The following is a 15,710-nucleotide window of genomic DNA, read 5'->3' on the forward strand; positions in this document are numbered from 1 at the left end:
CTATTTCGTATACATGTTATTAATAACTATCGTATCCAAAGGTTCTTTTATTAAATTCAATTGAATTTTAACCTTCTTTAATAATGATTTATCTAAAATACCCTTGACTTTTTTTTCTTGTATCAATTTGTTGAGTGTATCAAGATTAAAAACATATAAATAAACCATTTCAGAATCTAAAGCATTTTTAAACGTCATATCAGGTAAAGCTATCACCTGATCTGTAAAAGCTGCAATAAGATTAGTACTAAACTCTTTATTAAAAACTATACTATCTGTCATATACTCATCTGGTTGTTTACCAATAAGAATCGTTGAGCTCAAATCATTCTTAATTACAACGACTTCAGACTGCCAATGCGGAAAACATCCAAAAAAACAGAAAGAACAGACTGTTAATAACAGTACTTTAATTAAATTTTTCATTATATAATTATTTTTTAGGATAGTATTTACTTGTAGCAATTGGCGATTTTGGCCCAAAAAAACCAGAAGATAATATATTAGCCCGCACTTCTGTTAGAGAGCGTTTATGCTCTCCGCCTTTTTTATTAAGAATTTCATACGCTTTTGCCCGAAATGTTGATAAAAAGCTTATTGCCATAACACCTGCATTATAATTTGAGTTATTCGCATATTTATAATCTAAAAAATGTCCATACTCATGTTGTAAATCTTCTAAACCATTATCTTTCACACTCATAAATATGTCTCCAGTTGGGAACGTGACCCCCGCACCATCGCCCACTAAAGTTGCACTAATATTTACACCTGGGAAATATATCTTATCGCCACTTACATCAGTAAAAACTGCATATTTTCCAGCTCCACCACCTGTGTATTCAAAATTTTCAATCAATCCGTCTTTATATTTTATACGTCCGTTTCCATCAGTTATAGATTCGTCTTTTTTATTTGCAGCAACCTGAATTTCAGGTAATGCATTAACTATTTCCTGGCCATTGTCGCCTATGACTATATCTAATGGTTTTATAGGTGCCACACTCCCCGCTTTACTTGTATCCAGACCTAATGGATCGATATAAGACATTGGGTTATTTAACACATAATTATATGGATTCGTTTCATGATGTTTTTCAGCAAGTTGATCAATCACATTCCATCGTCCAATAACCGGATCATAGAAACGAGCACCATAATCATATTGCCCTAACTCATCCTGTAACTCTTTACTATTATATAAGTACTTATTAATTAAAGATATTGTGGCTCCAGATGACTTCCGCAATCCAAAAGGATAATAATCATCACTCTGTATCCTATCAGTCTTTCCAGTAACCGGATTTTTATAAAAACTGTATCTAACATTACCTAAATGATCTGTTAAATTGTATTCATAGCTATAACCTGATCCATTCCTTCTGGCAACTCCTTCATCCGTATGAATCAATTCAATTGCTGAACCATTGTATTCTATACCATTGATATAGTCACGAGTTGTTCCAGTAGTAATTTTCTTTAACTTGTTTCCGGTTGCGTCATAAATATAAGATAAATTCAGACCCGATTTTGTAGCAGTTATTGGCAAATTTAACACATTGTAAGCTAATGTGACTCCACTTCTACCATCAGTAGTGGTATTTCCATTCGCATCATAACTATAATCTCCGGTAGCTAATGGTCCTTTAGATATATTCATCAATTTATTACCTGTATAATTATAGATACCTTTAATTCCACCATCTCTACTCAATGTGTTAATGTTACCCATCAAATCATAATTCAATAGCTCACTCATCCCCCCCTCTTTACTTATTCCACTTAATAGCCTATTCAGTTTATCATATGTATAACTAAAGTTATTCGTGTTAGTACCATTGTTACCCCAATATTGATTGGAGATATTACCATTCCATTGTGGATTATCACCATCCTGATATTTTAACTCAAAACTAAATAGAGGAGAATTATTCGATTTCAACCAACCACGTTCATTATATGTGTAATTGTTACTCTGCAAATAGCTACTTCCATTATCAGTACTATGCAATGATTTTCGAACCATCTGTCCTGCCTCATTGTAATCCATTTTACTTAAGACTATTTCGCTGCCCTGATTGATCGATTCCATAGTGGCCAGATTCCTATTCATATGATCATAAACATAACGATTAGCTATAGTAGTCAATACACCCCCTGCATGATGTATTCTTTTATTAGCTAACAATGTACCTATAAAACTATAAGTACTTAATACCTCATCATAGTTACTTGTATCCGCTGATCCACCAAGATTATGCTGACTAAAGCTTTTTACCTTGTGTCCATCATCATCGTAAAAAAACAAAGACAAAAGCACTGGCTGACTTCCACCCAACACTTTCACTTTACTACCTGTCAGCAGTCCTCTGGTCATTATACTTGCCCCTTTATAAAAATAAGTATCTCCTCCTGGAAAGTTGTAGTCGTCATAGTAATTAGAAGTATAAACCTCTGTATCTGTCTGAGGGAAGGATAAATTAGTATAATCGGTTTTACCAGTTCTGGTCTCAGAAAAAATTGTTTTTGCATCTGCAATTTTTTGTAAAGAATCACGACTAAGTTTATTATTATAAAGACCAGTAATTACTAATCTTCCAATTCCATCATATTTATTGTATACCCATTGACCTTTTACTTTTTGATTTGCATCTTGAGAAAGCACAACTTCATCTCTGGTATTATAAACTATACTATTCCATTCTGTAGCACCTGGCAACCATCTTTCTATCAATCGCAGACGACCATCATAGCGGTACTGATAACAAAAATTTTCTAAAGTTGTCTGACTAATACTTCCCAAATCAGGGTTTGCTCCCGGAGGTAATACAAAACAAAGTCTCCCCTGGTTATCATATACATAATAAGTAGAAAGAGTCTCTATTAAATCCGCATCTGTTCTATTAAATGAGCGCTTAAGTACTATTCTACCTTTCCTATCTTTATATTCTTCTGTTGTACCAGCCTTATCATCCCTGCTTGTCCAATTTTCATTCTTATTAATAGTAAGAGACAATTCATTCGCATGATAAAAGCCAGAGTTTAACAATGTCCGATTAAATCCATTAGCATTCCACTTGACCTCGTATAATCTCACTGCAAAACCCGATTTAGTATAAGCAGTATCAATATTATTTGTGTTGTAGCTTAGCCGAATCGTATGTCCATTACCTGGTTGCCATGATACACCTGTTGCCCCCTGTTCTTCAACTCTGTTTAGTGGCGAATTGTCAAAGCGCGTTTCTGAGAAAGCAGCATTTGGTATTGCGACAACGTTTGGAGCTGATGCCCCAGCTGGATTTATATAAAAAGCAGTTTGCTCAGTTAATGCCTCACTTCTATATCCTCCATTATTATTGGCAATTGTATAAGGCAGATATTTTTTGTTTTCACGATCAAAAGCATCGTAAAAAGCAGGCTGGACAACATCCCTCAGATTACTGCTTCCCTGCACACTAACCGCTTGTGACAGTCGCCCTAGCCCGTCAAAATATTGTACAGTCTGATTAACTTCACAAACATTTCTCTGCACATCCAGATTATCATTATTAACCCCTGGCAATTTAAATATACGAGTACTCACGTAATTCTGATTTGAACTTGGAATAACTACTAAGGGCGTACAATTTCCAAAGCCGGCTGTAGTATAAATCCGAACACTTTTTCCTGGTACAGGCTGAGGAATATGAAAGCCAGACCTCAATGTAATGCTGCCTGTTGCTGTGATTTCATTCTGACCACTATACACATTATAAGTAATATTTTGTTGGGCATCTGCTATTCCAGTACCAAAGAATAAAAGGCACAAAAATGACAGAGGATGATATATATATTTTAACATGAGGCATTAATCTTTATAGTGATAGATAGTACTTTTAATAATGTTTCCTTTTTGATCCTTTATATTTTTCAAACGCTGGGTATTATCATATTCATAATAGGTAGTCTGACCTCTCGAATCTATCATACTTGTCATGCCAACTAATGGCTTGTAGGTATAAGTTTTAATTTGAGCCTCAGAAGGAAAAATACGTACATCATCAACCGGACCAGTCAAGGAAATATTTGTAATAAAAGGTTTGGAATTATAGACCCATACTGAACCTGATAAACTCCACCACTGAATAGTATACTCTCTACCATTAGGTTTTGTAAAATTGGTTGTATAATTACCATTATAATATCTTTTGCCTGTATGCGCATTTCCACTTACCGTACCTATTATCTGATTCTCTTCAAAATTTTCAACAAAGAATTCTTCCGTATTACTTGATTGCATGACGAAAGACGGATAAGTAAAACCGAGTCCGCCATAAGGATTAGGGTTTGTTGACTTGTTTAATGTAATTGTTAGCGTATAAGTACCTGGAAGCACATTTATATTAACATTCGGACTGGTTGAAGAGCAATTAACTGATGACATATTCGAAGAGCGAACAACGCATATATCACCTTTGCTTCCATTAGATAATGAATAGCTTAGAGAATATGATTGTCCTGGATCGCCTAAATAATTTGGATTTAGAACTACGACACCAGCTCTACTTACGATAAAAACAACACTTGAAGTTTTATTACTGCTATTAAATGATATGGCTCCTTGATTTGTAGCATCGGCTTTTGTCAAAGAGGAACTTTTTGCATTTTTTATTTCAGCGATCAGGTATTGAGAATCATAACCCCATTTAAGACTGGTTACTCCAGTTTTATCTGCCAATTGTAAGACATTAGCTTGATTATCATAAATATCATAAGTAGTAACGGATGGATTAAGATAAGATTCAAGGCCGCTATATTCAATATCCTTTTTCGGAAGAAATTTACCATCTACCTTAGCAAAGCTTCTATAAAGATTCTCTCCCCCTGTTGTTGTCGCCCCTGGATGCAGCGTAGTATATACGCCCCTTGCCCTGGCTGTAACGACTGATAAAAAATTGTCTGTCAGCATAGCAGTTTGTACGGTGTCCGCGCCACTTGTACCAGTATAAGATGGATAACTTACCCGTGATTCTTCTTTGTAGTTATAGCCACTTTTAACAGTTCTGTTTAACAATCTATTATCATTATACAACATATCTGTACGTGTGACTAAACTATCATTTGTATTGTAATATTCTACATCTGTTACACTATTTTGTAAAGACTCAAAGTCATAAATAGGATATTCTGCAACCATACGTTGAAGCTGAGATGACCACTTTGATTCAGCAGTAAAAGGATTAAGAACATAGATGTAGTTTCCATAGCCCTGAATTCTGGCGCCATAAAATAACCGTGACTTATAATTAGTATATTCCATTGTTAATTTCTTCTTCAGCTTACCTTGCTTATCCAGGTATTGAACTGACTTGACTGTACTGTTTTTAGGGACTTCCATATTTTCTCTTCCAGGAACGCTTATATTGGTTTTAGCCATAAATTGCACACTGTTATTAGGCAGGATAGTAACATTATTATTAAATGAGGTTATCGTCGTTCCTAATGAATTACCTGTTTGATCCAAATATTTACTAGAAACCTGATCATATCCTACTCCATTAATCGTAGCTAAAGAACTTGGACTATAGTATCCGTTAGCATTAAATTCTTCGACAAAATAAGTGTATGTTTCAAAATATGGATTTGGACCTTTATCTACATACCTCCCAGTACCGCTTGCATATTCGTAATTTCTATATAAATTTATTGGAAGAATTGTTTTACCCCCAGAATATTCGAATTTTTGAGTTTTTGAAATCGTATTATCAGGCTGTTTCCAGGATATTGATTTAATGCGCAAACCGTTACCGTGCGAAATGGTATTATCGCTAGTCGTGTAATCAGGAACCCAATTATTATCAAATGAGTTCAATTCAAAATCAAAATTTATAGACCCACCAGTAGGATATATTATTTGCTTCAACGATGATGCTTTCGCAAATGATTCGTTAGCAGAATGGTTATTCCCGTTATCGCCAAGTTCAGGTTTTCTATATTGAACTGGATTAGGGATTAAAGAGGTATTATTTAAACTTCCATTGTAATATCCCCATTGATCCTGAGCATAAGAAGTTTTATTTGGAAGAAGGATGGGATCATAATTAAACTGATATATCCCCCCTGTATTATCAGTAAAGGAATCCAGTTTAAGTCTTAATGAGGCTGTATTGCCAAAAACATTCTTATCATAAGCAAACTCGTTACCACCTTGATCCGATGAATTTAAGTAAGAATATTTCAACTTATAAACCTTAAGTGACTCATCGCTACTTAATCTAATACTATCAATCTTTTTACCTCCTACAACATCTTCACGATCAGAATTATAGAAATCTATTCTACCCAATGGGAAAGTAATAGAAGATGGTATAATGTGCGACTCTTTTTGAGTAAAAATATTAGTAGTTAAATTGGCTCCTGCATCAGTAGCTAAGACATTATACCAGAAAGCAGAAATCTGATTTCCATATGTTAAACTCGTTTGTGAATTTATCTTTGCCTTTTTCCATGTTTGCGAAAATCCAGGAATATGTTCAAAAGCATCTGTCTTCAGATAATTGAAGTTGATTTCTTTTTTATTGGCAGTTATAATTTTCGTTAAACTCCAGATTACTGTAGATTCAGGATTAACTGCATATGAAGGGTTAGAAAAGATTGAATTTTTTGTACTTGAAGATATAGTGCTACTAGCTATATTTTTTAAGGCAAAGAAATACTGAACTCCTGAAGGGACAGTAATACACCAGGAATCATCATTCAGATACTTAACGCTATATCCTGCTTTATTAAGAACAACTATACGCCCGCTTGCTGTAAAATCTTTTATAAAATTAACTGAATACCCAAAGAAATTAGCTTTAAAAATATCTGGTTCAAAATCGGAATCCGGACTTGTTAATAAATCAGTTCTATCAACACCGTATTCGCCATTGATAGGAAAGTAAGGCCCGGTGGCAATTGGAAATGTATAATCTGGTCTGACACTTCCAACAGTCAAATAGCTTATATCATTAACATATTCGTTCGGAAAAGGATGTCTCAAGGGCAATGCAGAGGGTATAGAAGAACCAATATAATCTAGTAAAACTTTTTTCTTTTTAGGGTTCAGATCATTTTCACTATTGATAATTTGCACAACGCTTCCAAATTGAAGGTTCCAGCCTAACCCAACGGAAGTCGACTCTTCGTTCACTGTGATCCCCGAAGCATGATAATTCAAAGTTACCGGTACTTTTACCCCATCTACATTTATTTCGTAGATCGGAACAGAAATCTTCGGTATTCCTGAGTATTCACTAACAGGCAGAGCCGTATACTTCAAAAATTGGTAAGCTGTCGGAGATAAAGGTTTAGATTCCTCTAAATAACTTTTTTCTTGTGACTTGACTATACTTATAAAGGAGAATACCAATAAAGTATATATAGAAAGAATTTTCATTTATTTTTCGTAAAAAATTGTGTTGTAATTAAATGATATTTCTTTAACTGCAACAGTATAAGTATACCATGAATCAAGGAATAGCTATATATTGTATGTTAAGAGAAAGGAGATTATCCTGATATTGACTGCCATTTAAACGTCAGCACAAAATTACAGTTAGTTTAATTTTGATAATGCCCATAAACAGGTAATAAATTAATTTGCAATGGGAATCCTGGAATGAGATGATGGTTATCAAAGAAGTTAAGAGGCGTCAACAGATTTGTTTTTTAACTATAATTTACTGTATAATAATTCAAATATTGAAATTACATACTTAATAGTCAAATTATTATACAAATATTTTTTTTTCTCACAACCCTTAAGTTAATAAAAAGACAACCTAATTTAAAATCTGCCTATAAAAAAACCGATTGACCGGCTTTTTTATAGGCAGATTTTAAAAGGATTAATCTATACGATCGAATCCTGTGTATTTCACTAAAACTTCTGGAATGATAATACCATCTTCTGTTTGATAGTTTTCCAGGATAGCAGCTACAATACGTGGTAAAGCTAAAGCACTACCATTTAACGTATGCGCTAATTGCGTTTTTCCACCGTTTCCTTTGAATCTTAATTTCAAACGGTTAGTCTGGAAAGATTCAAAGTTAGAAACAGAAGAAACTTCAAGCCAGCGTTGTTGTGCAGCGCTCCATACTTCCATGTCATAGGTCATAGCTGCGGTAAAGCCCATATCGCCACCGCATAAACGCAATACGCGGAAGTGTAAGCCTAAATCTTTCAGTAAAGACTGTACATAAGCGCTCATCTCTTCCAGTACTTCGTAAGATTTATCCGGGTGTACCACCTGTACCAATTCTACTTTATCAAATTGGTGCAATCTGTTTAAACCACGTACATGCGCGCCATATGATCCTGCCTCCCGACGGAAACAAGGCGTATATGCTGTATTTTTAACTGGCAATTCTTCTTCTTTTAAAATCACATCACGATAAAGGTTGGTAACAGGGACTTCAGCAGTAGGGATCAGAAAAAGGTTATCTACTGTAGAATGATACATTTGTCCTTCTTTATCCGGCAACTGGCCTGTTCCGAAACCCGAAGCTTCGTTGATCATCAATGGCACCTGCATTTCTCTATACCCCTGTTCTGTAGCACGGTCCAGAAAGAAATTAATCAGTGCACGTTGTAAACGGGCTCCTTTACCTTTGTATACAGGAAAACCTGCACCGGTAATTTTAGTACCCAGCTCAAAATCTATAATATCATATTTGGTAGTCAGCTCCCAGTGTGGCAAAGCTTTTCCATGCAGTTCAGCAGGAGCACCATGCGTCAGTACCACTTCATTCTCCTCTGGTGTAGCGCCCGCAGGAACCAGTTCACCAGGTAAGTTAGGCAATTGTACTAATGCATTGTATAAATGCTGTTCTACCACATTCAATTGATCTGAAAGGGTTTTGATATGTTCTTTATTAGAAGTAGTCTCTGCTTTAATTGCTTCAGCTTCCTCTTTTTTACCACTTCGCATCAGTTCACCAACCTGTTTAGCATTGGCATTTGCGATTGCGGATAAGTTATCCAGCGAAGTTTGAGTCTGTCTGCGTTCTTCATCTAATTTGATAATTTCATCAACCAGTTCAGGTTGTTTGAAATTACGGACGCCTAAGCGTTCTAAAACTTTCTCTCTATTTTCGCGGATATAGTTAACTTGCAGCATTATTTAATTTTTTTAACAAATATAACAAGAGTTTGGAGAATACTATGGGCGGTAAACTATTTCTGGTTCCTACACCAATCGGTAATCTGGAAGATATGACTTTCAGGGCTGTCCGCGTTTTAAAGGAAGCAGATGTTATCCTGGCTGAGGATACCCGTACAAGTGCACCTTTATTGAAGCATTTCGGCATTGATAAAAAAGCTTATTCGCATCACCAGCACAATGAGCATAAGGCTACTTCAGAAATTATTAAGTTTCTGAAGGAAGGTAAAAATGTAGCGCTGATTTCGGATGCCGGAACACCTGCAATCTCCGATCCGGGGTTCTTTCTGGTCAGAGAAGTGTTAAAAAATGATTTACCGGTAGAATGTTTACCGGGTGCAACTGCTTTTGTGCCTGCGCTGGTCAACTCTGGTTTACCTACAGATTCATTTGTCTTTGAAGGATTTCTACCTGTTAAAAAAGGCAGACAAACCCGTTTAAAGAAGCTGGCTGACGAAGAGCGAACTATTGTTCTTTATGAAAGTCCGCACCGTTTATTAAAAACACTGGAGGAATTCGCCCAGTTTTTTGGGGAAGAAAGACAAGCCTCAGTAAGCAGGGAGCTGACTAAAATGTATGAAGAAACCGTTAGAGGTACACTGTTAGAAATAAAATCACACTTTGAAAACAATATTTTAAAAGGTGAGTTCGTAATTTGTGTGGCTGGTAAAGAAGAAACTAAAAAGGAAAAGCGCTCTTACGAAAAGGATTAAACCTGAAGAGCTTAAAATAAAATAATATGATTTTAATAGATAGATTTTTGAGCGATGAGCAGGATCCTAAAGCTGTTGAAAAAGTTTTAGGCAAGCTGAACGATATGCTAACGACTAATGAGGAATTGATTTACCTTGCGGTACAAAAAAGACCAGCAGTAAATCTTCTTCCTGATTGTATCGTAGTCAGCAATAAACGTATCTTTTATTGTGAGCCGGCAAACTTTGGTATCACGATGAACTTCAAGGATATCTCCTGGAAAAGCATTAAAGAGATCTCTTTCAAAGAAGAAATCTTTGGTTCTAAATTCATCTGTGTACCGCAGCATGGAGAAAACATCATTACAGAATACATCCCTAAAGTACAGGCCAGAAAATTATATCAGGCCGCTTACGAGCAACTGGAAGCTTTCAAAGAACAACAAAGACAAAGTGAACTGGAAGAGAAAAGAGCACAGCAGCCAGCTCCGGCAGCTCCTGTTACTCCGGTTGCAGACCTGCCTGTTCAGGAAAACATCCCTGCCGAAGAGCCCGTGGACGTTTATGTAGCCCCTGTAATTGCAGAAGAACCAGAAGATGAAACGACTTTGAAATTAAGAAAATTAAAGACGCTTTACGACAAACAACTGATTACCCAGGCTGAATACGAGGCTAAAAAAGCCGATATACTAGATACTTTTTAAGCGCATACCCAATCCATGAAAGCGATACAAACCTACCTGCTTGCCCTTTTAAGCGCATTTTTATTATGGCTGGCATGGCCGCCGCATACTTTTGCTGCTCCTTTATTATTTGTGGGTCTTGTGCCTCTTTTTATCGCACTCGACCAGATCATTGTCAAAAGAGCGCTAAAAACAGGCAAAAAGGTTTTCCTGACTGCGGGTTTAACTTTCCTGGTCTGGAATACAGCTTGCATTTATTGGGTATATAACGCAATCACTGCCTATAACAATCCGGCAGTCGCCTTAGTGATCTCGCTGATCCCTTATGGACTTGGTGCTTTACTGATGACTTTTGCCTTTTGGCTTTACTACCGCTTCAGAACCGTGGTGAGCAATCAGCGGATCGCCTACCTGGCTTTGGTCAGCTTTTGGGTGGGTATGGAATATTTACATGCCACCTGGGATCTTGCTTTCCCGTGGATGACATTGGGTAACGGCCTTGCCGGAATGCATCAGCTTGCACAATGGTATGAAACTACCGGCGTATACGGCGGATCAATCTGGATACTGGTTAGTAATATCCTTGCTTTTGAAGCTTACAAAGCCTTTAAAACAAATACTGGCTATCTTAAAATCAGACCCGCACTTGGCTGGCTGATCTTTCTGATCGTACCTGCCGGGATTTCCCTGATCAAATATTACGGTTATAAAGAAAAGAACCTGCCTATCAATGTCGTTGTGGTACAGCCAAACATTGATCCTTACGAAAAGATGGGGGGCATCACCCCTGCCGAACAATTAAAGACCCTTGTTCATCTTTCAGATTCTGTAGCACAGGTCAATACTGAGTATTTTATATGGCCTGAAACGGCTATCCCGAGTTATGCGAACGAAGACCGTATCCGCAGCACTACAGAGTACATGGCTGCACAATCTTTCCTGAATAAATACAAAAACGGAACGCTGATTACAGGTATAGAGAGTCTTAAATTCTACAATGATAAAAGCACGCTTTCTGCTAAATTCGATCCGAACGACAATCAATATTACGATAATTTTAACTCTGCAATGCAGGTGGAGAACTCTGCAAATGTTCAGTTCTATCATAAATCCAAACTGGTACCCGGCGTAGAAAAAATGCCTTTCCCAAAAGCCCTATCCTTTCTTGCACCGGTATTTGCTGGTCTTGGAGGAACAGTTTCCGGCTGGGGATGGCAGGAAAACCCTGGTGTCTTTTACTCTCAGAATGGTGTAGGTGTTGCTCCGGTAATCTGTTATGAATCGTTATGGGGAAGCTGGATTGGAGAATCTGTTAAAAATGGGGCCCAGTTGATTGCCATCATCACTAACGATGGCTGGTGGGGAAATACTTCGGGTAAAGACCAGCATTTCCTTTACGCTAAACTTCGTGCCATAGAAACCCGCAGATGGGTAGTACGCTCTGCCAATACAGGAATCTCTGGTTTTATCAACCAACGCGGAGACATTGTCAAACAATCCAAATGGTGGACACGTGATGCCTTGAAAATGGACGTAAACCTGAATGATCAGCTTACCTTCTATGTAAAAAGCGGAGATATCATCCCTCAGATCCTGAGTCTGATTGGTATTGTACTGGCCTTGTTCATTCCGTACAAAACTTACTTCAGAAAGAAAAAAGCACAATAGTTACAAAGGCGGAACAGGTTTGATACCGATGGTGTGACTGGTATAATTCAGCATAAACGAATTCTCTAAAAAGAAGCTTATCCCCAGAATAGACACCGATTTACTTTTACGTGAATCGAGTGTCGTTTTATAATTGCTATTGTTAGCAGCATAGTCATAAATAGTACCTTCATCACTCACAAACCGGATAGCGATACCAGCATTCATTTTTCCCTTTTTAGCCGCATCCGGCTCATAAATTACCCCACCAGCAGGATTCCCGGAATCAAATAAAACGTAAGACGGCGAAATAACCAGGCCACTATAACTAATAATCCCTTTTACGTAAGGATAAAAACGGCCATTCATTGTCTGCTGCCGATGTAATACAAACCCTTCCTTTTCCTGTTCAGTTATTCCTATAGTCAATAAAGGCACTATTGATGTTCCTTCCATAGAAGAAACCCGCTCCCATTTTACCCGGTCAAGTGGCGCAAGGATAAATCCCGCTTCTACACGGTTTCCAAAACTCAGATAATTGAAAGGGCTCACTACATTCTCCCGTTTCATGACTAAACCCGCCTTCATTTCACCACCAGAACTTACTCCTGCAATTCCATCACAATGCTGATCCACCTGAGCGGGCTTTCCGGTAAGGTCATAAACCCCATTATAAACTAAAATAAAAGGCATTCTTTTTGTCCTCACCTGCCCCATCTTATCGCCTATCACTATAGAGGCATAAGCGATATTACCAGCATAAGAGCGTGTACCACCGTAGCGGGATTTTGTTTTAGTCCGGGTCACAGTGATTCCATTCAAAACCAAAGAATCCTTATTCCCCATCACAATTCCAGTATCCGCCACCAATGCAGCCGGTAGTAATCGCTTAGCATCCAGAATAAGCCCCTGAGAGCCTGTATCAAACACAACCTTAAGCTTTACCTTATTTGTACCAATATAGCGTATCGGAAGATACAACCTGCGTCCAAGCGTTTTCCTGTTTTGTCCCGGCATTAAATTAATCCTCACCGGACTAACAATACTTTGTACAGAATCTTTAGGCTCAAAAGCCATAGATTTTGCACACAAAAAGGACAAAACAACAATAACACCGGATAATTTATTCATCACAAAACATTAAAATGACCCGCCACTAATTAAGCAAAAAAACCCTAAGCTAAATACTTCCCGACAATTGGCATCCTGCGGCCGCTTCCAAAAGCCTTTGGAGAAACCCTCAGAATCGGCGGCGTCTGATATCTCTTGAACTCCGCGCCATTGACCATTTTAATAATCCTTCTCACTAACCCCTCCTCATAACCCATCGCAATAATATCCTTCGAACTCTTCTTCAACTCAATAAACTGAAAAAGGATCGTATCCAGCGTATCATAATCAGGCAATGAATCAGAATCCTTCTGACCCGGTCTTAACTCCGCAGAAGGCGGCTTAACGATCGTATTTTCAGGAATCACTTCCCCATCCTTATTGATATAATGAGCCAGCTCATAAATCTGAGTCTTATAAACATCACCAATTACCCCAATCGCACCACACATATCGCCATACAAAGTACCATACCCTACCGCACACTCACTCTTATTCGAAGTATTCAGTAAAATATAGCCAAACTTATTAGACATCGCCATCACTACAATACCCCTGCTTCTCGCCTGGATATTCTCTTCCGTTAAATTAAAAGGCAAACCTTTAAAAGCACCCGCCATCATACTGTCAAAAGCATCCGCAGCCTCTGCAATAGAAATAACCTCATGCATACACCCAAAATTATCTACTAAATCCATCGCATCCTTAATAGAATGATCCGAAGAATACTTGCTCGGCATCAAAACCGCCATCACATTCTCCGCACCCAACGCCCGGCAAGCCAGCGCACAAACAATAGCAGAATCAATTCCGCCAGATAAACCTAACACCGCTTTAGAAAACCCGGACTTCACAAAATAATCCTTGATCCCTAACACAAGCGCGTCATGAATCTGGGCAATATCAGACATTGGCTGATGCTCCATAACACTGCCTTCAATCTTTCCGTCGGCAAAAGTATAGCTCTTCAGCTGCTCCTTGAAATAATCCATTTCATCCAGCATCTTCCCATCCTGGTCAAAGACCATAGAACCACCATCAAAAATAAGCTCAGTCTGCGCCCCAACCTGGTTCACATACAACAAAGGCAAATTATACTTCTTCGCATTGTCTGCCAATACAACCCTGCGTTCATCATCATGCTGATAAGAAAACGGAGAAGCTGCAATATTAATCATCACATCAGGATTCTCTTTAATCAGTTCATCCATCGGATTAAAAACATACAGCGGATTATTATTGATATTCCACAGATCTTCACAAATCGTTAATGCAATTTTAACCCCTTTAAAATCAATACACTCAAAAGAGGTAGCGGGCTCAAAATAACGGTATTCATCAAAAACATCGTAATTAGGCAACAATGCCTTACGTGCAATAGACTTAATTTGTTTTTCTTCTATAAAATAAGCCGCATTGTATAAATCTTTACCTGCTACTTCTTCATTTCTAACCGGCAATCCGACAATACAAGCAATCCCTGTACAATGTTCCGCAATCTCTTTCCCCGCTTCCTCGCAAAGAGAAATAAACTCTTCAAATTCCAGGAAATCACGTGGAGGATAACCACAAACAGCAAGCTCTGCGAATACAACCAGATCAGCCCCATCAGCCTTTGCCAATTGAATATGTTCAATTATTTTTTTTGTGTTCAGCTCAAAATTACCAATATGGTAATTCAGCTGCGCCAATGCTATCTTCATAATCTGCTAAAAGAATACCCCGAAATTTAAACTCATATAATGGTTACGTACACTTCTGCCCGCAGCAGAAGAAATATCGGTAAACCCATTATTTAATGTTAACCCTGTAGTTACACTTGTATTTTTTGCAACATCATATTCCAGTCCGGCGCCAACAATCAGCCCCGCACGGTAAAAGTTTGTATTCTTCTTGATGTGATCATCCTGTACAATAGTTTTTCCGGCAACTGATACATCCTGTCTCGCACCAATATTAAAACCATTAGAAAGACCGAATTGCCCATACCAGCGTACATCTCCTATCTTTTCAGTTTTCAACTTTAAAGTCAAAGGGACCTCCAGGTACTGCATTTTGTACTTCAGATCGTAAGCTGTCGCATTCGGATAAGCCGCAGCATCATAATAAGGACTTGGATTAATCTCGGTCGTTTTACCATTGATGGTTGTAATCGTCAACCCTGTGGAAAGACTATAGTTCTCTGCGAAATTCAGATCAGCCAGTAAACCATAAGAAAAACCCATACTGAAACCATTGCCCTTACCATTTTCAGGTTTAGCCCAGCCAAAAGTAGGATGTGCTGTTAAGCCTAGTCTGAAACCATAATAAGGATCAGCTCCTTGTTGTGCAAAAGCAGTAGTCGTTAAAAATGTCAGTAAAAGTCCAGTCAATATTTGTTTCATTTGTATCATATT

General features: G+C 37.7%; 10 protein-coding genes. 3 read left to right on the forward strand and 7 right to left on the reverse strand.

Annotated features, from left to right (window positions below):
* The 4 genes from HDE70_RS21905 to serS form a co-directional block, all read right to left on the reverse strand.
* Entirely contained in the window at positions 1 to 426 is a 426-nt protein-coding gene (locus HDE70_RS21905) for a hypothetical protein (protein WP_183891831.1), read from the reverse strand.
* A 7-nt stretch (positions 427 to 433) separates the two neighbouring features.
* Complete coding sequence (locus HDE70_RS21910; RefSeq protein WP_183891832.1) at positions 434 to 3,841, reverse strand: DUF6443 domain-containing protein; 3,408 nt, start codon at positions 3,839 to 3,841, stop codon at positions 434 to 436.
* Positions 3,842 to 3,847: 6 nt separating this feature from the next.
* Complete coding sequence (locus HDE70_RS21915; protein WP_183891833.1) at positions 3,848 to 7,417, reverse strand: hypothetical protein; 3,570 nt, start codon at positions 7,415 to 7,417, stop codon at positions 3,848 to 3,850.
* Positions 7,418 to 7,868: 451 nt separating this feature from the next.
* Positions 7,869 to 9,140, reverse strand: a complete 1,272-nt coding sequence (gene serS, locus HDE70_RS21920) for a serine--tRNA ligase (protein WP_183866060.1) — start codon at positions 9,138 to 9,140, stop codon at positions 7,869 to 7,871.
* 44 nt (positions 9,141 to 9,184) lie between these two features.
* Here serS and rsmI point away from each other — a divergent pair, with 44 nt between their 5' ends.
* The 3 genes from rsmI to lnt are packed head-to-tail and all read left to right on the forward strand — an operon-like array spanning position 9,185 to position 12,225.
* Positions 9,185 to 9,895, forward strand: coding sequence for a 16S rRNA (cytidine(1402)-2'-O)-methyltransferase (gene rsmI / locus HDE70_RS21925; protein WP_183891888.1), 711 nt, complete (start codon positions 9,185 to 9,187; stop codon positions 9,893 to 9,895).
* Positions 9,896 to 9,921: 26 nt separating this feature from the next.
* Positions 9,922 to 10,578, forward strand: a complete 657-nt coding sequence (locus HDE70_RS21930) for a PH domain-containing protein (protein ID WP_183891834.1) — start codon at positions 9,922 to 9,924, stop codon at positions 10,576 to 10,578.
* A gap of 15 nt (positions 10,579 to 10,593) precedes the next feature.
* Positions 10,594 to 12,225 (forward strand): apolipoprotein N-acyltransferase, encoded by a 1,632-nt coding sequence (lnt, locus tag HDE70_RS21935; protein WP_183891835.1) that lies wholly within the window; start codon positions 10,594 to 10,596, stop codon positions 12,223 to 12,225.
* Here the strand turns inward: lnt and HDE70_RS21940 are convergent, their stop codons facing one another.
* The 3 genes from HDE70_RS21940 to HDE70_RS21950 are packed head-to-tail and all read right to left on the reverse strand — an operon-like array spanning position 12,226 to position 15,698.
* Entirely contained in the window at positions 12,226 to 13,335 is a 1,110-nt protein-coding gene (locus tag HDE70_RS21940; protein WP_183891836.1) for a hypothetical protein, read from the reverse strand.
* Between the two features lie 44 nt (positions 13,336 to 13,379).
* Complete coding sequence (locus HDE70_RS21945; protein ID WP_183891837.1) at positions 13,380 to 15,017, reverse strand: NAD+ synthase; 1,638 nt, start codon at positions 15,015 to 15,017, stop codon at positions 13,380 to 13,382.
* Between the two features lie 6 nt (positions 15,018 to 15,023).
* A complete protein-coding gene (locus HDE70_RS21950; RefSeq protein ID WP_183866065.1) occupies positions 15,024 to 15,698 on the reverse strand; it encodes a porin family protein in 675 nt (224 codons plus the stop codon).
* Positions 15,699 to 15,710: the final 12 nt, after the last annotated feature.

This window comes from Pedobacter cryoconitis (assembly GCF_014200595.1).
In the GTDB taxonomy this organism is placed as follows: Bacteria; Bacteroidota; Bacteroidia; order Sphingobacteriales; family Sphingobacteriaceae; genus Pedobacter; species Pedobacter cryoconitis_C.